Origin of the sequence: Streptomyces sp. CB03234 (genome assembly GCF_001905885.1) — a bacterium.
GTDB lineage: Bacteria > Actinomycetota > Actinomycetes > Streptomycetales > Streptomycetaceae > Streptomyces.
Window position 1 is genome coordinate 80,171 of record NZ_LIYH01000001.1, and the last position, 20,806, is coordinate 100,976.

Consider the following 20,806-nt stretch of genomic DNA (forward strand, 5'->3'; position numbering starts at 1 on the left):
ATCCACTGCCATGCGCCCTTGGGGACGGGCACGTCCGGTTAGAGAGCGCCGAACATGTCCGTCATCGCGTCGTACTCGTCGAGGTTCCGTGCCGAGCGGCGGAACTCCGTGCGCTGCGGGCGACAAGAACCGATGCTGCCCTCGTCGGTTTCGTGTCCCCACGCGTCGCCGAGGGCGGGGTCGCGCTGGAGCCGCCGGACGGCGGTCGAGTCGACCAAGTAGCGCAGCATGTCAGGCAGCGCCCTTCTCCGCCGCGTGCTGCCGCCAGAAGGCCTCCTCGTCCCACTCCTGAGCGGCCTTGAAGTACCGCAGCCTGGCCTCGGTCCGGCGGCGGCGCTCGGCGTACTCGCGCAAGGCGAGATTCACCGTCTCCTTCTTGGTCCGCGCCCCGGACAGACGCATGGCCTCCGCCAGAGCCTCGTCATCGATGTCGATCTGTGTCGCGGACATCCGGCCTCCTTGGGGACGTGGGTCACATACGATGGTGGCCCATGTCGCATACAAAGCCGCATTGCCGCCGACCGGGCAGGCGGGGTTCCGGTCGCCGCCCCGGGCGGGCACTCTGGGGCGCATGGTGGCATGGCGGTTCCACTCCGGGCGGCTCTGCCTGGACCTGATGGCCGAGCCGCCGTCCGACGCCGGACGGCTCGCACAGTGGCTCCACACCGCCGGGCTCGTACCGGCGGGCACACCTCTCGACGCGGTGGACGGGCACTGGGTGGAACGGTTCGCCGAACTCGCCGGGGACATCGACGGGTTGGTGCGGGACGAACTGGCCGGCCACGGCCGGTACGCCGGCCCCCGCCTCGACCACCTCAACGCCCTCGCCGCCGCCCCGCCACCCGCGCCCCGCGCCGTCCCGGGCGAAGAAGGCCGCCTCGTACGGGCCTTGGCCGCCCCGCCCGGCTGCGGCGCCCTCCTCGCGGTCGTCGCCCGCGACGCCGTCGAGCTGCTCACCGACCCGGCCACCCGCGCCCAGTTGCGCCAGTGCGAGGGCGAGCGCTGCCGGCGTGTGTACCTGGACACCTCGCGGGGGCGCCGGCGCCGCTGGTGCTCCAGCGAGATGTGCGGCAACCGGGAGCGTGTGGCCCGCCACCGGGCGCGTACGCACGGCTAGTTCCGCAACTTCCTGAGAAAAAATCTCCCCGCGTTGAGTCGATCGGCTCCCGCCTCCGTAGTGATGGGGGACAACGAGTCAGATCAAGGTCTCGACCGGGAGGTTCCAGGTGCGCAAGGATGCCGCCGTGGCCGATGACCGTCGGGGGACGCATCGCGCCCGGCATCGAGCGGTGCCCGCCCGCACCCAACCCGACGTCCCGGACGAAGAGTTGATGCGGGCCCTCTACCGTGAACACGCCGGGCCCCTGCTCGCCTATGTACTGCGCCTCGTCGCCGGCGACCGCCAGCGCGCCGAGGACGTCGTACAGGAGACGCTCATCCGTGCCTGGAAGAACGCCGGTCAGCTCAATCGGGCGACCGGCTCTGTCCGACCCTGGCTGGTGACGGTCGCCCGGCGTATCGTCATCGACGGCCACCGCAGCCGGCAGGCCCGGCCGCAGGAGGTCGATCCGTCGCCGCTCGAGGTCATGCCCGCGGAGGACGAGATCGACAAGGCGTTGTGGCTGATGACGCTCTCTGATGCGCTCGACGATTTGACCCCGGCTCACCGGGAAGTCTTGGTCGAGACCTATTTCAGGGGGCGTACGGTCAACGAGGCTGCCGAGATCCTCGGCATACCCAGCGGGACCGTCCGGTCCCGGGTGTTCTACGCACTGCGTTCGATGAAGCTCGCGCTGGAGGAGAGGGGGATCTCGGCATGACGTCGCACCACGCTCCACAGGGGAACGAGTCGGTGCACGACGCCGTCGGCGCGTACGTGCTCGGCATTCTGGACGACGCCGAAGCCACCGCCTTCGAGGCGCATCTGGCGGGCTGCGACCTGTGCGCCCACCACCTGGAGGAGTTCTCCGGGATGGAACCGATGCTGGCCATGCTCGCCGAGGCCCCCGGCCCGGCCGCCCAGCCCGTCGTCCTCCCGGTGCCGGACCGGCCCGGCGCCCGCGGCGCCCCACCGGCGCCCATGCTCGACCGCCTCGTCGACGAGGTGGCCGCCAAACGGGCCCAGCGCCGCCGCCGCAGCCGTTTCCTGGTCGCGGCGGCTGCCGCGCTGATCATCGGCGGTCCCACGGCCGCGTTCGTCGCCACCTCCGGCGAGGAGACCAACCGGACCAACCAGGCGGTCGACCCGCACCCGACCAGCCCCGCCGAGGACGCCTTCTTCCACCACATGGACGAGAAGGTCCAGCACACCGACGCGTCCACCAAGGTCAGCGCCACCGTCGGCATGGAGAAGAAGGCCTGGGGCACCCACACGGTCCTGGAGCTCAAGAACGTCAAGGGCCCGCTCAAGTGCAACCTGATCGCCGTCTCCAAGACCGGTGAGGAGGAGGTCGTCACGTCCTGGGCCGTCCCGAAGTGGGGATACGGCATCCCGGGCAGCACGCACGAGGTCGGCAAGAACCCGCTGTACGTCCACGGGGGCGCCGCCATGGACCGGAACGACATCGACCACTTCGAGGTCCGGACGTTCGACGGACAGCGCCTGGTGGAGGTCGACGCGACCACCGCCTGACATACCCCCCTCCCGTGGCGTACGCTCGACGGCTGCCCAGCACGTCAGAAGGGGGCCCCGGTGGCCGCGCAGGAAGCCGACCGTGGTGTCGATCGTGGTGTCGATACGGTCCGGGACCGAGAGATCGGTATCGAACAGGACCATCTGGACCAGGTGTACCGCCGCCTCGAGGAGAAGATCCACGAGGCGGAGTTCCTGATGAACGACGCCGCCAAGCGCGGCCAGGTCGGCACGCCCGGCGCGCTCGCCGAGCGGGACGCCCAGGTGTTCCGGGCCGGTATCCACCTCAACCGGCTCAACAACGAGTACGAGGACTTCCTCTTCGGCCGCATCGACCTGCTGTACGGCAAGGACGGCAAGAAGGGCCCGGACGGCGCGTACACCTCCGTCGAGCCCGCCGACGACGCCGTACGCCCGGACAGCACCGCCGACATCGGGGAGACCCTGCACATCGGCCGCATCGGCGTCCTGGACTCCGACTACGCGCCGCTGGTCATCGACTGGCGCGCCCCGGCCGCCGCGCCGTTCTACCGCTCCACACCGGTCGACCCGGGCCGGGTGGTACGCCGCCGGGTCATCCGCTCCCGGGGCCGCAAGGTCCTCGGGGTCGAGGACGACCTGATGCGCCCCGAGCTGAAGGCCCGGCTCGGCGGCGAGGAACTGGCGGTGATCGGCGACGGCGCGCTGATGGCCGCGCTCGGCCAGGCGCGCAGCCACACCATGCGCGACATCGTCTCCTCCATCCAGGCGGAGCAGGACCTCGTCATCCGGGCGCCCGCCGCCTCCGTGACGTACGTCGAGGGCGGCCCCGGCACCGGCAAGACGGCCGTCGCGCTGCACCGCGCGGCCTACCTGCTCTACCAGGACCGGCGCCGGTACGCGGGCGGCATCCTGATCGTCTCGCCGACGCCGCTGCTGGTCGCCTACACCGAGGGCGTCCTGCCGTCGCTGGGCGAGGAGGGCCAGGTGGCGATCCGCGCGGTCGGCAGCCTGGTCGACGGGGCGGAGGCCACGGCGTACGACGAGCCGGCCGTCGCCCGCGTCAAGGGCTCCTCCCGGATGCGCGCCGTGCTGCGCAAGGCCGTGCGGGGCGCCCTGGAGCTGGGGAACGCCCCGGAGCGGCTGCGGGTGGTGGTCTTCGGGCGGCGCCTGGAGCTGGAGGGCGAGGAGCTGACCCGGATCCGGCACGCCGTCCTCGGCGGCACCGCGCCGGTCAACCTGCTGCGGCCCCGGGCCCGCAAGCTGCTGCTGGACGCCCTGTACGCCAAGTCGGGCGCGGCGTCCCGGCACCCGGGCGACCCGGAGCTGGCCGCCGAGCTGCGCTCCTCCTTCGACGAGGACGTGACCACCGAGGACAGTTTCATCGAGTTCCTGAACGCCTGGTGGCCCGAGCTGACGCCGCGCCAGGTCCTGACCGCCATGGCGGACGAGAAGCGGCTGGGCCGCTGGGCCCGTCGGGTGCTCAATCAGGGTGAGGTGCGGCGCCTGGCCCGCTCCCTCAGACGCGACGAGCTGTCCGTGCACGACGTGGCGCTGCTGGACGAGCTCCAGACGCTGCTCGGCGCCCCGGCGCGCCCGCGCAAGAGGCGGGAGCTGGACCCGCTGGACCAGCTCACGGGTCTTGAGGAGCTGATGCCGGTACGGGAGGAGACCCAGCGCGAGCGGGCCGAGCGGCTGGCCGAGGAGCGGACCGAGTACGCCCACGTGATCGTCGACGAGGCGCAGGACCTCACGCCCATGCAGTGGCGGATGGTCGGCCGGCGCGGGCGGCACGCCACGTGGACGGTGGTGGGCGACCCGGCCCAGTCGTCGTGGCCACTGCCGGACGAGGCGGCCGAGGCGCGGGACGAGGCGCTGGGCACCCGGCCGCGCCGCCGCTTCGAGCTGACGGTGAACTACCGCAACCCGGCCGAGATCGCGGAGCTCGCCTCCAAGGTGCTGGCCCTCGCCATGCCGGGCATGGAGGCGCCGCGCGCGGTCCGCTCGACGGGCGTGGAGCCCCGTTTCGTCGCCGTGGGCAACGGGGACCTCGCCGACGTCGTACGCGAGGAGGCGCGGCGGCTGCTGGACCGGGTGGACGGCACGGTGGGCGTCGTGGTGGCGATGAACCGGCGCGAGCAGGCGGCGCGGTGGCTGGCGGACCTGGGCGACCGGGTGGTGGCGCTGGGCAGCCTGGAGGCGAAGGGCCTGGAGTACGACGCGACGGTGGTCGTATCCCCGGCGGAGATCGCCGACGAGTCCCCGGCCGGCCTGCGGGTGCTGTACGTGGCGCTGACGCGCGCGACGCAGCAGCTGACGGTGGTGTCGGGGCGGCGCGACGAGCCGGACGCGGACGGTGTGCCGGACCTGCTCAGGGACTGAACGCGCGGGAGGGGAAACACTTACCGGGGCGGTTTGTTAGCCTGGTGGTGGCACCGGCTCGATCCAAGCCCCCGGGCCCAACCTTCGTCGCTACGAGCGACCACTTGCCGCGAGGCGAGCATGGCGGGTCGGTGCCACTCAAGCAGTGAACAGCAGGTCCGTGTCATCCTCCGATGACGCGGGCCTGCTGTCGTTTGTCCGTTGGGGCTTCCGCCAAGACCATGATCTCTCGTATGGTGGAAAACAGTTTCCGAAAACTGAACGACCGAAACGACCGCTATTACCTGCTACTCGCAGGTAGGTGCGACCATCGGAGGGCTCCGCCCGGCCACCCGCCGGCGCGGCGCGGCAACGAACCAGGGAAAGCAGAGGAACACGGCCATGGCAACGGCGCCCAGCGTCTCGTACTCGATGACGGTCCGGCTGGAGGTGCCCGCGAGCGGAACGGCGGTCTCCCAGCTCACCACGGCTGTGGAATCCTCCGGCGGCTCGGTCACCGGCCTCGACGTCACCGCGTCGGGCCATGAGAAGCTGCGGATCGACGTCACCATCGCCGCCACGTCCACGGCGCACGCCGAGGAGATCGTGGAGAAGCTGCGCGGCATCGAGGGCGTCGTCCTCGGCAAGGTCTCCGACCGTACGTTCCTGATGCACCTCGGCGGCAAGATCGAGATGGCGTCCAAACACCCCATCCGCAACCGTGACGACCTCTCCATGGTCTACACGCCCGGAGTGGCCCGCGTGTGCATGGCGATCGCCGAGAACCCCGAGGACGCCCGCCGCCTCACCATCAAGCGCAATTCCGTCGCAGTCGTGACGGACGGCTCCGCCGTACTGGGCCTGGGCAACATCGGCCCCAAGGCCGCGCTGCCGGTCATGGAGGGCAAGGCGGCCCTCTTCAAGCGGTTCGCCGGCATCGACGCCTGGCCCATCTGCCTGGACACCCAGGACTCCGACGCCATCGTCGAGATCGTCAAGGCGATCGCCCCCGGCTTCGCCGGCATCAACCTGGAGGACATCTCCGCCCCCCGCTGCTTCGAGATCGAGGCGCGGCTGCGCGAGGCCCTGGACATCCCCGTCTTCCACGACGACCAGCACGGCACCGCGATCGTCGTCCTCGCCGCCCTCACCAACGCCCTCCGGGTCGTCGGCAAGGCCATCGGCGACGTACGGGTCGTCATGTCGGGCGCCGGAGCGGCCGGCACGGCCATCCTCAAGCTGCTGATCGCGGCGGGCGTCAAGCACGCGGTCGTCGCCGACATCCACGGCGTCGTCCACGCGGGCCGCGAGGACCTCGTCTCCGCCGACCCCGAGTCGCCGCTGCGCTGGATCGCCGACAACACCAACCCCGAGGGCGTCACCGGCACCCTCAAGGAGGCCGTCCACGGCGCCGACGTCTTCATCGGCGTCTCCGCCCCGAACGTCCTCTCCGGCGAGGACGTGGCGGGCATGGCGGACGGCGCGATCGTGTTCGCGCTCGCGAACCCGGACCCCGAGGTCGAGCCCGCAATCGCCCGCCAGACGGCGGCAGTTGTGGCCACGGGACGGTCCGACTTCCCCAACCAGATCAACAACGTGCTGGTCTTCCCGGGCGTCTTCCGCGGCCTGCTCGACGCCCAGTCGCGGACGGTCAACACGGAGATGATGCTGGCGGCGGCGACCGCCCTCGCGAACGTCGTCACCGAGGACGAGCTGAACCCGAACTACATCATCCCATCGGTCTTCAACGACAAGGTCGCGGGCGCGGTGGCGGGCGCGGTGCGCGATGCCGCGAAGGCCGCCGGCTCCGGTGTGACGGCTCCCACGTCCGTCTGACCTCCGGCGCGTCGTGACTCCCGGGCCGTAAACGCGCCTTTAGGGTGGCGGTTCGGCCCCGGGAAGTCTCGGAGAGTCTCGGAGGAGTCGACCCAACGTCACCACGGCGGGGCTGTGGCGCTTTTCGTGTGACTCCGGAGGGTGCCGGATTGGCTTTCCCGCCGCTGGTGGGGGCAGGATGCGTATTCGGGCGCGAGGGTCTGACAGCAGACCCGGGCCCGGGGACTGTCCGAGGGCCCTGGCAGCATCGGCTTCGCTGTGCCCAATATGCGGCTCCGCCGCGTGGCACGCCTCAACAGCAAGAAGAACACGGGAGTAACAACATGAACCGCAGTGAGCTGGTGGCCGCCCTGGCCGACCGCGCCGAGGTGACCCGCAAGGACGCCGACGCCGTGCTGGCCGCGCTCGCCGAGACCGTCGGTGAGGTCGTCGCCAAGGGCGACGAGAAGGTCACCATCCCCGGCTTCCTGACCTTCGAGCGCACCCACCGTGCCGCTCGCACCGCTCGTAACCCGCAGACCGGCGACCCGATCAACATCCCGGCCGGCTACAGCGTGAAGGTCTCCGCGGGCTCCAAGCTCAAGGAAGCCGCCAAGGGCAAGTAAGCCCCCATGGCGCGTTGAGAAGGGCGGCCACCCCTGTGAGGGGGTGGCCGCCCTTCCGCGTGCCCGGCCCGGTACGCGTGCGTGGTGGCCCGGGGCTCGTGCGTCCCGTACGGGCGGGTCCGTACGCCGTTTGGTGCGGAGCTCGTGGGCCCGGTGTAAACGGCGCGTACGTCCCGCGGGGGCGGCGGCTCGTACGCCGCTGGTGCGGCTTTCATGCGGCCGGGTCCCGGCGCCCGCACGTGACGCCGGCCGCGTACGACGGGCTCCGCGCGTTGACGGCCGCGAGGGGCGCCGTACGGCGGCGTATGCGACCGCCTGGAGCCCGTACCGGCCCCGTACGCGCCGGTACCCGGCCCCGTACGCGCCCGTACCGGCCCGTACGCGCCCGTAGAGGCCCCGTACACGCCCCCTACGGGCCCGTACGGGCCGGGAACGGCCGACGGCCCCTCGCCGGGGGCGAGGGGCCGTCGGAAGGGCTTACGGGGCGTCAGACGATCGCGCTGCCGGGCAGTTCGACCTTCGCGCCGAGCTCCACGAGCTTCTCCATGAAGTTCTCGTAGCCGCGGTTGATCAGGTCGATCCCGTGCACCCGCGACGTGCCCTGCGCCGCCAGCGCCGCGATCAGGTACGAGAAGCCGCCGCGCAGGTCCGGGATGACCAGGTCCGCGCCCTGGAGCTTCGTCGGGCCCGACACGACCGCCGAGTGCAGGAAGTTGCGCTGCCCGAAGCGGCAGTCCGAGCCGCCCAGGCACTCCCGGTACAGCTGGATGTGCGCACCCATCTGGTTGAGCGCGGAGGTGAACCCGAGCCGCGACTCGTACACCGTCTCGTGGACGATGGACAGGCCCGCCGCCTGCGTCAGGGCCACCACCAGCGGCTGCTGCCAGTCGGTCTGGAAGCCGGGGTGTACGTCGGTCTCCAGGGCGATCGCCTTCAACGGGCCGCCCGGGTGCCAGAAGCGGATGCCCTCGTCGTCGATCTCGAAGGCGCCGCCCACCTTCCGGAACGTGTTGAGGAACGTCATCATCGAGCGCTGCTGCGCGCCGCGCACATAGATGTTGCCCTCGGTCGCCAGCGCCGCGCTCGCCCAGGAGGCCGCCTCCAGGCGGTCCGGGAGCGCGCGGTGGGTGTAGCCGCCGAGCTTGTCGACACCGGTGATCCGGATGGTCCGGTCGGTGTCCATGGAGATGATCGCGCCCATCTTCTGCAGGACGCAGATGAGGTCCTCGATCTCCGGTTCCACCGCCGCGTTGGACAGCTCCGTGACGCCCTCGGCCAGCACGGCCGTCAGCAGCACCTGCTCGGTCGAGCCGACCGAGGGGTACGGCAGCCGGATCTTCGTGCCGCGCAGCCGCTGCGGGGCCTCCAGGTACTGGCCGTCCGCCCGCTTCTCGATCGTCGCGCCGAACTGGCGCAGCACGTCGAAGTGGAAGTCGATCGGCCGGCCGCCGATGTCGCAGCCCCCCAGGCCGGGGATGAAGGCATGGCCGAGGCGGTGCAGCAGCGGGCCGCAGAACAGGATCGGGATGCGCGACGAGCCCGCGTGGGCATCGATGTCGGCGACGTTGGCGGACTCGACGTGCGTGGGGTCCAGGACCAGCTCGCCCGGCTCCTCGCCGGGGCGGACGGTCACACCGTGCAACTGGAGCAGTCCGCGGACGACGCGGACGTCACGGATGTCGGGCACATTGCGCAGTCGGCTCGGCTCGCTGCCGAGCAGGGCGGCGACCATCGCCTTGGGCACGAGGTTCTTCGCGCCGCGGACGCGGATCTCGCCCTCCAGCGGGGTTCCGCCGTGGACAAGCAGTACATCGTCTGTGCCGGTCATGAATCTCGCGTTCCGGAGAGGGGGGGCAGGGGGCCAGGGAAAAGGGTAAGGGGGCGGAGTGGGCTTCTTGGTAGCCCAAGGACGCCAGTCAGATGTAATGAATTCGGCACAACACCCTCTGTCCTTCACTCCTTGCGGACGGTTACGGTCCGCTTTCGGCCAGGAGGGACACCGGGCGCCGTGTGAGCAGCGGATCGTTCCCGGTGGTCGCGAGTCGGCCGCTCGCCCCCCGCGGAGGGCCGGGATGCGGGATCATGTCTGGCATGACCGAGGTGTCCTCGCTCACAGGACGGCTGCTTGTCGCCACCCCCGCGCTGGCGGACCCGAACTTCGACCGCGCGGTGGTGCTGCTGCTCGATCACGACGACGAGGGCTCCCTCGGCGTGGTCCTCAACCGGCCGACACCGGTCGGCGTCGGCGACATCCTCGAAGGGTGGGCCCCGCTGGCGGGCGAGCCGGGGGTGGTGTTCCAGGGCGGTCCGGTCTCGCTCGACGCGGCGCTCGGGCTGGCGGTGATCCCGGGCGACGAGGGGCCGCTGGGCTGGCGGCGGGTGTACGGCGCGATCGGGCTCGTGGACCTGGAGACCCCGCCGGAACTGCTGGCCGCGGCGCTGGGCAGCCTGCGGATCTTCGCCGGGTACGCGGGGTGGGGCCCCGGTCAGCTGGAGGACGAGCTCGCCGAGGGCGCCTGGTTCGTCGTGGAGTCCGAGCCGGGGGACGTCTCGTCGCCACGGCCGGAGACGCTGTGGCGGGAGGTCCTGCGCCGCCAGCGCAGCGAGCTGGCGATGATCGCCACGTACCCGGACGATCCCTCGCTCAACTGAGCTCGTCGGGCCACTCGGGGTAATTGCGACAACTTTCGGCCATATGCCCGGGCTGTGCCCTGGCCGTGCCCTGGCTGCCCGCCCCGGGGTCCGGGGGTGACGGGCTTCACACCCCGTACGCCGGTGTGCGCCGCCGGGCGCGCGGGGCCTCGCTCCCGGGACGGCGCCGACGTGAGTACCCTTGGAGCTCATGAGCACTCTTGAGCCCGAGCGCGGGGCAGGTACGGGGACCCTCGTAGAGCCGACGCCGCAGGTGTCGCACGGCGACGGCGACCACGAGCGCTACGCCCACTATGTCCAGAAGGACAAGATCATGGCGAGCGCCCTCGACGGCACTCCCGTGGTGGCGCTGTGCGGGAAGGTCTGGGTACCGGGTCGCGACCCGAAGAAGTACCCGGTCTGCCCGATGTGCAAGGAGATCTACGAGTCCATGGGCGCCGGTGGCGACAAGGACAAGGGCGGCAAGGACAAGAAGTAACGCCCCCGGCCGGGCGGGCGTACGGGCGCAGGCCCCCGGAGCGCGTACGTGTGTACGCGCTCCGGGGGCCTTCGTCGTCGTGTGATCGCGAAGTGGTCGAGACCTCTTGTGGGGGTCACGGGGCGGCTCTACCCTCCTGCATGTTGTGCGGCACGAAACGACCGTTGCGCATGCTGCAACGCCTTCGGAGGGGATCCGCCCATGAAGCTTCCTGCCCGGCTCGTCGCCCCGTTCATCGTCCTCGCGATGGCCGCATGCGCCCCGCAGACCTCCGCCGGCACCGGCGCGAAGGAGGACGCGAAGACCGGCACCCTTCGCGTCTGGCTCTTCCAGGAGGTCAACAACAAGCCCAAGGAGCAGGTCGTCGACGCGGCCGTCGCCGCCTTCGAGAAGCGGCACGAGGGCGCCGACGTCAAGGTCGAGTACATCCCCGTCGACACCCGGGCACAGCGCGTCAAGGCCGCCTTCAACGACCCGGCGAGCGCGCCGGACGTGATCGAGTACGGCAACACCGACACCGCCGGGTACGTGAAGGACGGCGGACTCGCCGACGTCACCGCCGAGTTCGGCGCCTGGGCGGAGGCCAAGGACACCGACCCGACCGCGCGGGCGTCGGTCACGGTGGGCGGCAAGGTGTACGGCGCGCCGCTCTTCGTCGGCGTACGGGCCCTGTACTACCGCACCGACGTGTTCAGGGAACTGGGCCTCGCCCCGCCCAGGACGCAGGCCGAACTGATCGCGACCGCGAAGAAGATCCGCACGGCGAAGCCGGAGCTGTACGGCATCGCCGTCGGCGGCGCGTACACGTACGGCGCGCTGCCCTTCATCTGGGCGAACGGCGGCGAACTGGCCACCGAGAAGGACGGCTCGTACACCTCCGCCATCAACGGCGAGGCCGCCCGCACGGGCATCACCGCGTACACCTCGCTCTTCGGCGACGACAACTGCCCGGCCGCCAAGTGCGCCTCCATGGGCGGCAACGCGACCGTCACGGCCTTCGCCTCGGGCAAGGCCGGGATGGCGATCGGCGGCGACTTCAGCCGCGCGGCGGTGGAGGCGGGCGAGGTGAAGGGCAGGTACGCGGTCGTCCCGCTGCCGGGCGTGACCGCCGGATCCATCGCGCCGGCGTTCGCGGGCGGCAACAACATCGGCGTACTGAAGAGCAGTTCACGCCGCACGCTCGCCGTGGACCTGATGAAGTCGCTGGCGGGGAAGGACACCCAGCGGAGGCTGTTCGACGCGATGGGCTTCCTGCCGACGTACGCGGACGTGCGGGCGGAGGCGGCGAGGAAGCAGCCGTTCGTGAAGCCGTTCATCGACACGCTGTCGGCCGGCACGAAGTTCGTCCCCGCCTCCCCGGGCTGGGGCCGGATCGACGCCTCGCTGGTCCTGCCGACGATGTTCCAGGAGATCGTGAGCGGCCGTAAGGACGTGGCGACGGCATCCGACGACGCGGCGAAGAAGATGAACGCGGCGTTCGCCTCGGCGGCGGGCTGACCCGATGACGCCCGACGCGATCCCGTCCATCCGGTCCGTCCCGGCGAAGGGCCGGACGGCGCCGGGGCGGCACGGACGGGTCCCGTGGCTGTACCTCGCGCCCGCGCTGGTCGTGCTGGGTGCCCTGCTCGTGTACCCCATCTACCAGCTCGGGCTCATCTCGGTCCTGGAGTACACCCAGGCCCAGGTCAGCGGCGGCGAACCGACCTCCTTCCAGGGCCTGGGCAATTACGCGGCGCTCTTCCGCGACCCGCAGTTCTGGCAGGTCCTCCTCTCCACCGTGCTGTTCGCCGCCGCGTGCGTCGTCGCCACCCTGGCCGTCGGGTGCGTGCTCGCCGTACTCCTCACCCGCGTCCGCGCCGTGCCCCGCCTCGCGCTCATGCTCGCCGCGCTGGGCGCGTGGGCGACACCCGCCATCACCGGTTCCACCGTCTGGGTGTTCCTCTTCGACCCGGACTTCGGCCCCGTCAACAGACTGCTCGGCCTGGGCGACTTCTCCTGGACGTACGGGCGCTACAGCGCCTTCGCGCTCGTCCTGTTCGAGGTCGTCTGGTGCTCGTTCCCGTTCGTGATGGTCACCGTCTACGCGGGCATCAGGGCCATCCCCTCCGAGGTCCTGGAGGCCGCCGCCCTCGACGGCGCCTCCCCCTGGCGGACCTGGCGCTCCGTCACCGCCCCGATGCTCCGGCCCATCCTGGTCGTCGTCACCATCCAGTCGATCATCTGGGACTTCAAGGTCTTCACCCAGATCTACGTGATGACGAACGGCGGCGGCATCGCCGGCCAGAACCTCGTCCTGAACGTCTACGCGTACCAGAAGGCCTTCGCGTCCTCCGAGTACAGCCTCGGCTCCGCCATCGGCGTCGTCATGCTGCTGATCCTGCTCGCGGTCACGCTGGTGTACCTCCGCCTGCTGCGCCGTCAGGGAGAAGAGCTGTGAGCCCGGTACGCCGCGTCCAGCGCCCCTGGCGTCTCGCCGCCGAGGCCACCGCACTCCTCGTCGCGGCCGTCGTCGCCTTCCCCCTGTACTGGATGGCCCTCTCCGCACTGAAACCGGCGGGCGAGATCCAGTCCACGAACCCCCGCCCCTGGACCCTGTCCCCGTCCCTCGACTCCTTCCGCCGCGTCTTCGAACAGCAGGACTTCGGCCGCTACTTCCTCAACAGCCTGCTCGTCGCCTCCGCCGTCGTCGTCGCCTCCGCGCTCATCGCGTTCCTCGCGGCGACGGCCGTCACCCGGTTCCGCTTCCGGTTCCGTACGACGCTGCTCGTGATGTTCCTGGTCGCGCAGATGGTGCCGATCGAGGCGCTCACCATCCCGCTGTTCTTCCTCATGCGGGACCTCGGCCAGCTCAACACCCTCGGCTCGCTGATCCTGCCGCACATCGCCTTCTCCCTCCCCTTCGCGATCTGGATGCTGCGCGGCTTCGTCAAGGCGGTCCCGGAGGCCCTGGAGGAAGCCGCGTCCATCGACGGCGCGAGCCGCGCCCGCTTCCTGTGGCAGATCCTCTTCCCGCTGGTCTTCCCCGGGCTCGTCGCCACGAGCGTCTTCTCCTTCATCTCGACGTGGAACGACTTCCTGTTCGCCAAGTCGTTCCTCATCAGCGACACCTCCCAGTCGACCCTCCCCATGGCCCTGCTCGTCTTCTTCAAGCCGGACGAGAACGACTGGGGCGGCATCATGGCCGCGTCGACCGTCATGACCATCCCGGTCCTGGTCTTCTTCGTACTCGTACAGCGCCGCCTGGTGTCCGGGCTCGGTGGCGCGGTGAAGGACTGACCTCATGGACGACATGGACCTGGTCCCCGCCCCGTCCGCCTTCTGGTGGGTGCCGCCACCGGGATACGACTGCCTCGACGCGGAGACCCAACTGGAGGCCCAGCCGGGCACGGAGGGCGTCGCGAGGTGGCTGCGCGCCACGATCGGAGCCGCCACGGGGCTGCCCTTCCCGGACGGGAATGACGACGACAACCGCATCGTGCTGAGCATCGACCCGACGCTTCCGCCCGAGGGGTACCGCATCGTCGCCGACGGGTACGCCCGCCGCCTCCAGGGCGGCAGCGCCGCAGGCGTCTTCTGGGGCGCCCAGACCTTCCGTCAGCTCCTGGGGCCGGAAGCCTTCCGGCGCGCACCGGTCACGGCCCGCCGGGAGTGGCACCTGCCCCTGGTCGTCGTCGAGGACGCGCCCCGCTTCCCCTGGCGCGGCCTGATGCTCGACGTCGCACGTCACTTCCTCCGCAAGGACGACGTCCTCCGCTACGTCGACCTCCTCGCCGCCCACAAGCTCAACGTCCTCCACCTGCACCTCACCGACGATCAGGGCTGGCGCATCGAGATCAAGCGGTATCCCCGGCTCACCGAGGCCGGCGCCTGGCGGACGCGTACGAAGTGGGGGCACCGGGCCTCGGACCTCTGGAACGACACCCCGCACGGCGGTTACTACACCCAGGACGACATCCGCGAGATCGTCGCGTACGCCGCCGAGCGGCATATCCGCGTCGTGCCGGAGATCGACATACCCGGCCACTCGCAGGCCGCCATCGCCGCGTATCCGGAACTCGGCAACACCGACGTCATCGACACGACCACCCTCCCCGTCTGGGACACCTGGGGCATCAACCCGAACGTACTCGCCCCCACTGACAACACCCTCCGCTTCTACGAAGGCGTACTCGAGGAAGTCCTCGGCCTCTTCCCGTCGCCGTTCATCCACCTCGGCGGCGACGAGTGCCCCAAGGACCAGTGGAAGGCCTCCCCGGCCGCCCAGGCCCGCATCAAGGAGCTGGGGCTGGCCGATGAGGACGAGCTCCAGGCGTGGTTCATCCGGCACTTCGACCGCTGGCTGGCCGAGCGGGGCCGCCGCCTGATCGGGTGGGACGAGATCCTGGAGGGCGGCCTTCCGCCCGGCGCCGCCGTGTCCTCCTGGCGGGGGTACGCCGGCGGGATCGCCGCCGCCGAGGCGGGCCACGACGTCGTCATGTGCCCCGAGCAGCACGTGTACCTGGACCACCGGCAGGACGGCGGCGCCGACGAACCGGTGCCGATCGGCTACGTACGCACCCTGGAGGACGTCTACCGCTTCGAGCCCGTACCGCCGGGGCTGTCCCCGGACGCCGCCGCACACGTCATCGGTACCCAGGCCAATGTCTGGACCGAGGTCATGGAGACCCGTTCCCGCGTCGACTACCAGGTCTTCCCGCGCCTCGCCGCCTTCGCCGAGGTGGCCTGGTCCACCCGGCTCCCGGCCGCCCCCGCCGAGCGCGACTTCGCGGACTTCGAGCGCCGCATGAGCGCCCACTACCGGCGCCTTGACGCGCTCGGCGTCGACTACCGCCCGCCCGGTGGACCGTTGCCGTGGCAGAGGCGCCCAGGGGTGCTCGGACGCCCGATCGAGGGGGCGCCGCCAAACGTGTGAGCCCCGTGGCAAGGCCCACGCGCCCGGGCCCGGCACCTGGGACCGTGGGGCCCCGCCGACCCGCCAGGAATAAGTCGTACAAGGTCGCCGAGAAGTGGCAATCCGCGCGTGCCGCCAAGGGCGTGGCAAACCGGTCCATCTCGCAGGTCACGGGATGTCCGGGGCGGATGCGTCCTTCGCGGACCCTCGCGTCGAGCGGCCTCGAAGATGTGCCAGAGTTGCCACGTCGGGGCTGTGAGCACGTACGGTACGGCAACACAGGCGGGACAGCCGGGACAGCCGGGACACCGGGAAGGGGCAGCTGGGTTGACCACGCACGCACCGCAGGCGGCGCAGTCCGTGACGCTGCCGGCCACGCTCGGCGAGGCCGTGGCGGCGCTGAGCGCCATGCCCGCCGCCGTGCCCGTGGCGGGCGGTACGGATCTGATGGCCGCCGTCAACAAGGGCCAGTTGCGACCCGCCGGCCTCGTCGGCCTCGGCCGCGTCAACGAGATCCGGGGCTGGCAGTACCAGGACGGCCACGCCCTGCTGGGCGCCGGCCTCACGCACGCGCGCATGGGCCGCCCCGACTTCGCGGCGCTCATCCCCGCCCTGGCCGCCGCCGCCCGCGCGGCCGGACCGCCCCAGATCCGCAACGCGGGCACCCTGGGCGGCAACATCGTCACCGCCGCGCCCACGGGCGACTCCCTGCCCGTGCTGGCCGCCCTGGAGGCGGACCTGGTCGTCGCGGGCCCGGGCGGTACGCGCGAGATCCCGGTGACGCACCTGCTGGCGGGCCGGGAGCTGCTCGGCCCGGCCGAACTGATCGGTTTCGTCCGCGTACCCCTCCTGCACGCCCCGCAGGTGTTCCTGAAGGCCACCGGCCGGACCGGCCCCGGGCGCGCCACCGCGTCCGTGGCGGTCGTCCTGGACCCGGCGCGGCGCGGCGTGCGCTGCGCGGTCGGGGCGATCGCCCCGATGCCGCTGCGGCCGCTGGAGGCGGAGCGCTGGATCGCCTCGCTCATCGACTGGGACGGCGACCGGGGGCTGGCGCCGGAGGCGCTGACGGCGTTCGGCGAGTACGTCGCGGCCGCCTGCATCCCGGACCCGCCGGGCGAGGAGCAGCTGCCGCCCGCCGTACTGCACCTGCGGCGCACGGTCGCCGCGCTGGCCCGACGGGCACTGGGGAGGGCGCTGTCGTGACCACCGACGAGAACGAGAACCAGCAGGGGCAGGGGCAGGGCGGCTGGCAGCCCACACCCCAGGGCGAGTACGACGGCGACGCCACCGCCTTCGTCCAGCTGCCGCCCGACATGTCCACGAGCGGCGCCCCACTGGAGGCGCCCGGACACGGGTACGTGCCGCCGGAGGCGTGGGCGGCGCACGACCCGAACGCGACGGCGCAGTGGAACTTCCCGGCGGCGCCCGCACCCGCGCCCGCGGAGCTGACCGGGCAGTGGACGATCCCGGTCGCCCAGGGGGATCTTCCGGACGAGTCGGGCGAGTTCACGACGTCGGCGCTGGCCTCGCAGTGGACGAGCGGCAACCCCCCGGCCACCCTGCCGGGCGGCGCGCCCGCGCCCTGGGCGACGCCGGAGCCGGCCCATGAGGCGGCCGGAGCCCCGGCCGAGGACGCCCCGGAACCGAGACCGGCGCCGGATCCGGAACGGAATCCGGAACGGAATCCGGAACCGGAACGGAATCCGGAATTGAGCCCGCATCCGGAACCGGATCCGGTTCATGACCCGCTCCTGGAAGCGGCTCAAGAACCGGCCCAAGAACCGGCCCAAGGATCGGCCCACGAACCGGCCCAAGAGGCAGCCCAGGAACCGGCCCAGGAACCGGCCCAGGAACCGGCCCAAGAGGCGGCGGCGCCCCAGGCCACCACCCACGTCACGGACAGCGACGAGCACCCGCACATCTCGTACGTGCTGCGCGTCAACGGCACCGACCGCCCCGTCACCGAGGCGTGGATCGGCGAGTCCCTGCTGTACGTGCTGCGCGAACGGCTCGGCCTCGCCGGCGCCAAGGACGGCTGCTCGCAGGGCGAGTGCGGCGCCTGCAACGTCCAGGTCGACGGCCGCCTCGTCGCCTCCTGCCTGGTGCCCGCCGCCACCGCGGCCGGCAGTGAGGTGCGCACCGTCGAGGGGCTGGCCAAGGACGGCGAGCCCTCCGACGTACAGCGCGCCCTCGCCAAGTGCGGAGCCGTCCAGTGCGGCTTCTGCATCCCGGGCATGGCCATGACCGTGCACGACCTCCTCGAGGGCAACCACGCCCCGAGCGAGCTGGAGACCCGCCAGGCGCTCTGCGGCAACCTCTGCCGCTGCACCGGCTACCGCGGCGTCCTCGACGCCGTACGGGAGGTCGTCGCCGAACGCGCCGCCGCCGCGGCCGCCGCCGCGGAGGCGGCCGGTGCCGCCGAGGCCCCCGAAAACGGCTCCCCGCAGCCCCGTATCCCGCACCAGATCCCCCACCCGCACGACGGAGGCATGGCGTGAGCAACGACGCGGCCACCGCCATCCCGGCGGTCGACGGCCCCCAGGGGCCCCAGCAGGAGCTGCCGGCCCACGGGCTGGGCGCGTCGCTCCCGCCCGCCGACGCCCGCGCCAAGACGGAGGGCACCTTCCCGTACGCCTCCGACCTGTGGGCCGAGGGCCTGCTGTGGGCGGCGCTGCTCCGCTCCCCGCACGCGCACGCGCGCGTGGTCTCGATCGACACCACGGCCGCCGCCGAGATGCCGGGCGTACGGGCCGTGGTGACCCACGTGGACGTGCCCGGGGACGCCACGTACGGCCGCACGGTCGCCGACCGGCCCGTCTTCGCCTCCGACCTCGTACGCCACCACGGCGAGGCCATCGCGGCGGTCGCCGCCGACCACCCCGACACGGCCCGCCTGGCGGCCGCGGCCATCGCCGTCGAGTACGAGATCCTCGACCCGGTCACCGACCCCGAGAAGGCCTTCGCCGCCCCGCCCCTCCACCCGGACGGCAACCTGATCCGCCACATCCCGCTCCGCTACGGCGACCCGGAGGCGACCGGCGAGGTCATCGTGGAGGGCCTGTACCGCATCGGCCGCCAGGACCCGGCGCCCATCGGGGCCGAGGCCGGGCTCGCGGTGCCCCGCCCGGACGGCGGCGTCGACATCTACACCGCCTCCACCGACCCGCACACCGACCGCGACCTGGCCGCCGCGTGCTTCGGCCTCGCCCCCGAGCAGGTCAAGGTCGTCGTCACCGGCGTCCCCGGCGCCACCGGCGACCGCGAGGACCCGGGCTTCCAGATCCCGCTGGGCCTGCTCGCCCTCCGTACCGGCTGCCCGGTCAAACTCGCCGCCACCCGCGAGGAGTCCTTCCTCGGCCACGCCCACCGCCACCCCACCCTGCTGCGTTACCGCCACCACGCGGACGCGGAGGGCCGCCTGGTCAAGGTCGAGGCGCAGATCCTCCTGGACGCGGGCGCGTACGCCGAGGCGTCCTCCGAGTCGCTCGCCGCCGCCGTCGCCTTCGCCTGCGGCCCGTACGTCGTCCCGCACGCGTTCGTCGAGGGCTGGGCGGTACGGACCAACAACCCGCCCTCCGGCCATGTGCGGGGCGAGGGCGCGATGCAGGTCTGCGCCGCGTACGAGGCCCAGATGGACAAGCTCGCCTCCCGCCTGGGCGTGGACCCCGCCGAGCTGCGGCTGCGCAACGCCCTCGCCACCGGTGACATCCTGCCCACCGGCCAGACGGTCACCTGCCCGGCCCCGGTCGCCGAACTCCTCCAGGCCGTCCGGGACTTCCCTCTCCCCGCCCTCCCCAAGGACTCCCCGGAGGACGGCTGGCTGCTCCCCGGCGGCCCCGAGGGCGCGGGCGAGCCCGGCGCCGTACGCCGCGGCGTCGGCTACGCGCTCGGGATGGTCCACATGCTCGGCGCCGAGGGCACCGACGAGGTGTCCACGGCGACGGTCAAGGTCCACGACGGCGTCGCGACGGTCATCTGCGCGGCCGTCGAGACCGGGCAGGGCTTCTCCACCCTCGCCCGGCAGATCGTCCAGGAGACCCTGGGCATCGACGAGGTCCACGTCGCCTCCGTCGACACCGACCAGCCCCCCGCCGGCCCGGCGACGCACGGCCGCCACACCTGGGTGTCGGGCGGCGCGGTCGAACGCGCCGCGAAAATGGTCCGCACGCAGCTGCTCCAGCCGCTGGCGCACAAGTTCGGCATGTCCACCGAGCTGCTCCAGATCACCGACGGCAAGATCACCTCCTACGACGGCGTCCTGTCCACCACCGTCACCGAGGCCATGGACGGCAAGGAACTCTGGGCCACCGCCCAGTGCCGCCCCCACCCCACCGAACCCCTCGACGACGCCGGCCAGGGCGACGCCTTCGTAGGCCTCGCCTTCTGCGCCATCCGCGCGGTGGTGGACGTCGACATCGAGCTCGGCTCCATCCGCGTCGTGGAAATGGCCGTCGCCCAGGACGTGGGCCGCGTCCTCAACCCCGCCCAGCTCGCCACCCGCATCGAAGCGGGCGTCACCCAGGGCATCGGCGCCGCCCTCACCGAGAACCTCCGCACCGCCCGCGGCCTGGTCCGCCACCCCGACCTCACCGGCTACGCCCTCCCGACCTCCCTGGACGCCCCGGACATCCGCATCGTCAAACTGGTCGAGGAACGCGACGTGGTGGCCCCCTTCGGCGCCAAGGCCGCCAGCGCGGTCCCCGTGGTCACCTCCCCCGCCGCCGTGGCCTCCGCCGTCCGCTCCGCCACCGGCCGCCCCGTCAACCGCCTCCCCATCCGCCCCCAGGCGGCGGTGGCGGTACCGCAGGCATAACCGCCGATTCCCCTCTCGTGCGAATTTCCGGGGCACAATGGACGCAGCGCTCACCGGAATTGGGGTGCCGCAGGAGACGCCCTAAGGTGGGGTCCGTAGAGCTCTACGCGGACATTCCACGACGGGGGAACCCATGTCGTTCGACGAAGAGTGGGCGTCGGCCAGGGCGTCAGCCGCCGAAACCGTCGGCACGCGTCTGAATCAGGTCGGTGGTGCCGGTGGTAGCAGCAATGTCGACTTGGCTGTGAACCAGGACAAGCTGGGGTGGATCGGCCACGCGGCGTACGAACTGCACAGCCGCCTCAGATCCGATGGCAATCATGCGCGGGCCAGTACGTCGGAAGCGGCAACCATGATGACCGTCAACGGCTTTCAGACCGGCGCTGCCATGAGAACCGTCCATGACACCTGGAACTCTCAACTGAACACCTTGCTCGACGCCTGCGCGCACATCTCCAACCACCTCGACTACAGCGCCTCCTCGCAGGCGAAGGTCGATCAGGACATCGCGGCGTCCCTCTCTGTGTCGAAGATCAACGAATACCTTCAGTAGGTGGGG

The 20,806-nt window shown here is 71.7% G+C and carries 19 protein-coding genes; 16 read left to right on the forward strand and 3 right to left on the reverse strand.

What is annotated here, in order from left to right; genetic code table 11:
• Positions 1–38 precede the first annotated feature (38 nt).
• Together AMK26_RS38500 and AMK26_RS00340 are read right to left on the reverse strand one after the other, a co-directional pair.
• Complete coding sequence (locus AMK26_RS38500; RefSeq protein WP_338015558.1) at positions 39–218, reverse strand: hypothetical protein; 180 nt, start codon at positions 216–218, stop codon at positions 39–41.
• Positions 219–231: 13 nt separating this feature from the next.
• On the reverse strand, positions 232–450 hold the full coding sequence (locus tag AMK26_RS00340) for a type II toxin-antitoxin system VapB family antitoxin (protein WP_073750562.1): 219 nt from the start codon (positions 448–450) through the stop codon (positions 232–234).
• Positions 451–571: 121 nt separating this feature from the next.
• Between AMK26_RS00340 and AMK26_RS00345 the strand changes: the two genes are divergently transcribed.
• The 6 genes from AMK26_RS00345 to AMK26_RS00370 all read left to right on the forward strand — a co-directional run bounded on the left by AMK26_RS00345 (position 572) and on the right by AMK26_RS00370 (position 7,413).
• Positions 572–1,117 carry a CGNR zinc finger domain-containing protein gene (locus tag AMK26_RS00345; RefSeq protein WP_073750564.1) on the forward strand — a complete coding sequence of 182 codons (546 nt, stop codon included), beginning with the start codon at positions 572–574 and terminating at the stop codon, positions 1,115–1,117.
• A 109-nt stretch (positions 1,118–1,226) separates the two neighbouring features.
• Positions 1,227–1,820 (forward strand): sigma-70 family RNA polymerase sigma factor, encoded by a 594-nt coding sequence (locus AMK26_RS00350; protein ID WP_073750566.1) that lies wholly within the window; start codon positions 1,227–1,229, stop codon positions 1,818–1,820.
• The gene (locus AMK26_RS00355; protein ID WP_073750568.1) at positions 1,817–2,632 is read left to right on the forward strand and encodes an anti-sigma factor family protein; all 816 of its coding nucleotides are present in this window, start codon (positions 1,817–1,819) and stop codon (positions 2,630–2,632) included. The genes AMK26_RS00350 and AMK26_RS00355 overlap by 4 nt, the downstream gene beginning before the upstream one ends.
• A gap of 60 nt (positions 2,633–2,692) precedes the next feature.
• Entirely contained in the window at positions 2,693–4,993 is a 2,301-nt protein-coding gene (locus AMK26_RS00360; protein WP_073750570.1) for a HelD family protein, read from the forward strand.
• Between the two features lie 381 nt (positions 4,994–5,374).
• Positions 5,375–6,808 carry an NAD-dependent malic enzyme gene (locus AMK26_RS00365; protein ID WP_073750572.1) on the forward strand — a complete coding sequence of 478 codons (1,434 nt, stop codon included), beginning with the start codon at positions 5,375–5,377 and terminating at the stop codon, positions 6,806–6,808.
• A gap of 323 nt (positions 6,809–7,131) precedes the next feature.
• Positions 7,132–7,413, forward strand: coding sequence for an HU family DNA-binding protein (locus AMK26_RS00370; RefSeq protein WP_017237029.1), 282 nt, complete (start codon positions 7,132–7,134; stop codon positions 7,411–7,413).
• Between the two features lie 487 nt (positions 7,414–7,900).
• Here the strand turns inward: AMK26_RS00370 and murA are convergent, their stop codons facing one another.
• Positions 7,901–9,241, reverse strand: a complete 1,341-nt coding sequence (murA, locus tag AMK26_RS00375) for a UDP-N-acetylglucosamine 1-carboxyvinyltransferase (RefSeq protein WP_073750574.1) — start codon at positions 9,239–9,241, stop codon at positions 7,901–7,903.
• Between the two features lie 263 nt (positions 9,242–9,504).
• Here murA and AMK26_RS00380 point away from each other — a divergent pair, with 263 nt between their 5' ends.
• The 10 genes from AMK26_RS00380 (at position 9,505) to AMK26_RS00425 (ending at position 20,800) form a co-directional block, all read left to right on the forward strand.
• On the forward strand, positions 9,505–10,065 hold the full coding sequence (locus AMK26_RS00380) for a YqgE/AlgH family protein (RefSeq protein WP_073750575.1): 561 nt from the start codon (positions 9,505–9,507) through the stop codon (positions 10,063–10,065).
• A 190-nt stretch (positions 10,066–10,255) separates the two neighbouring features.
• A complete protein-coding gene (locus AMK26_RS00385; protein ID WP_023588437.1) occupies positions 10,256–10,543 on the forward strand; it encodes a DUF3039 domain-containing protein in 288 nt (95 codons plus the stop codon).
• Between the two features lie 201 nt (positions 10,544–10,744).
• Positions 10,745–12,040, forward strand: a complete 1,296-nt coding sequence (locus AMK26_RS00390) for an extracellular solute-binding protein (RefSeq protein ID WP_073750577.1) — start codon at positions 10,745–10,747, stop codon at positions 12,038–12,040.
• A 4-nt stretch (positions 12,041–12,044) separates the two neighbouring features.
• Positions 12,045–12,980 (forward strand): carbohydrate ABC transporter permease, encoded by a 936-nt coding sequence (locus AMK26_RS00395; RefSeq protein ID WP_073750579.1) that lies wholly within the window; start codon positions 12,045–12,047, stop codon positions 12,978–12,980.
• The gene (locus AMK26_RS00400; protein ID WP_073750581.1) at positions 12,977–13,819 is read left to right on the forward strand and encodes a carbohydrate ABC transporter permease; all 843 of its coding nucleotides are present in this window, start codon (positions 12,977–12,979) and stop codon (positions 13,817–13,819) included. The genes AMK26_RS00395 and AMK26_RS00400 overlap by 4 nt, the downstream gene beginning before the upstream one ends.
• A 4-nt stretch (positions 13,820–13,823) precedes the next feature.
• Positions 13,824–15,455 carry a beta-N-acetylhexosaminidase gene (locus AMK26_RS00405; RefSeq protein ID WP_073750582.1) on the forward strand — a complete coding sequence of 544 codons (1,632 nt, stop codon included), beginning with the start codon at positions 13,824–13,826 and terminating at the stop codon, positions 15,453–15,455.
• 306 nt (positions 15,456–15,761) lie between these two features.
• The gene (locus tag AMK26_RS00410) at positions 15,762–16,637 is read left to right on the forward strand and encodes an FAD binding domain-containing protein (protein WP_073750584.1); all 876 of its coding nucleotides are present in this window, start codon (positions 15,762–15,764) and stop codon (positions 16,635–16,637) included.
• Positions 16,634–17,932 (forward strand): 2Fe-2S iron-sulfur cluster-binding protein, encoded by a 1,299-nt coding sequence (locus AMK26_RS00415; protein ID WP_073750586.1) that lies wholly within the window; start codon positions 16,634–16,636, stop codon positions 17,930–17,932. The genes AMK26_RS00410 and AMK26_RS00415 overlap by 4 nt, the downstream gene beginning before the upstream one ends.
• Entirely contained in the window at positions 17,929–20,247 is a 2,319-nt protein-coding gene (locus AMK26_RS00420; protein WP_073750588.1) for a xanthine dehydrogenase family protein molybdopterin-binding subunit, read from the forward strand. The genes AMK26_RS00415 and AMK26_RS00420 overlap by 4 nt, the downstream gene beginning before the upstream one ends.
• A gap of 133 nt (positions 20,248–20,380) precedes the next feature.
• A complete protein-coding gene (locus AMK26_RS00425; protein ID WP_073750590.1) occupies positions 20,381–20,800 on the forward strand; it encodes a hypothetical protein in 420 nt (139 codons plus the stop codon).
• Positions 20,801–20,806: the final 6 nt, after the last annotated feature.

Coding starts and splice junctions, on each gene's coding strand:
- AMK26_RS00340 (WP_073750562.1), bottom strand. CDS start 450: ATGTCCGCGACACAGATCGACATCGATGACGAGGCTCTGGCGGAGGCC.
- AMK26_RS00345 (WP_073750564.1), top strand. CDS start 572: ATGGTGGCATGGCGGTTCCACTCCGGGCGGCTCTGCCTGGACCTGATG.
- AMK26_RS00355 (WP_073750568.1), top strand. CDS start 1,817: ATGACGTCGCACCACGCTCCACAGGGGAACGAGTCGGTGCACGACGCC.
- AMK26_RS00365 (WP_073750572.1), top strand. CDS start 5,375: ATGGCAACGGCGCCCAGCGTCTCGTACTCGATGACGGTCCGGCTGGAG.
- AMK26_RS00370 (WP_017237029.1), top strand. CDS start 7,132: ATGAACCGCAGTGAGCTGGTGGCCGCCCTGGCCGACCGCGCCGAGGTG.
- murA (WP_073750574.1), bottom strand. CDS start 9,241: ATGACCGGCACAGACGATGTACTGCTTGTCCACGGCGGAACCCCGCTG.
- AMK26_RS00380 (WP_073750575.1), top strand. CDS start 9,505: ATGACCGAGGTGTCCTCGCTCACAGGACGGCTGCTTGTCGCCACCCCC.
- AMK26_RS00385 (WP_023588437.1), top strand. CDS start 10,256: ATGAGCACTCTTGAGCCCGAGCGCGGGGCAGGTACGGGGACCCTCGTA.
- AMK26_RS00390 (WP_073750577.1), top strand. CDS start 10,745: ATGAAGCTTCCTGCCCGGCTCGTCGCCCCGTTCATCGTCCTCGCGATG.
- AMK26_RS00395 (WP_073750579.1), top strand. CDS start 12,045: ATGACGCCCGACGCGATCCCGTCCATCCGGTCCGTCCCGGCGAAGGGC.
- AMK26_RS00405 (WP_073750582.1), top strand. CDS start 13,824: ATGGACGACATGGACCTGGTCCCCGCCCCGTCCGCCTTCTGGTGGGTG.
- AMK26_RS00425 (WP_073750590.1), top strand. CDS start 20,381: ATGTCGTTCGACGAAGAGTGGGCGTCGGCCAGGGCGTCAGCCGCCGAA.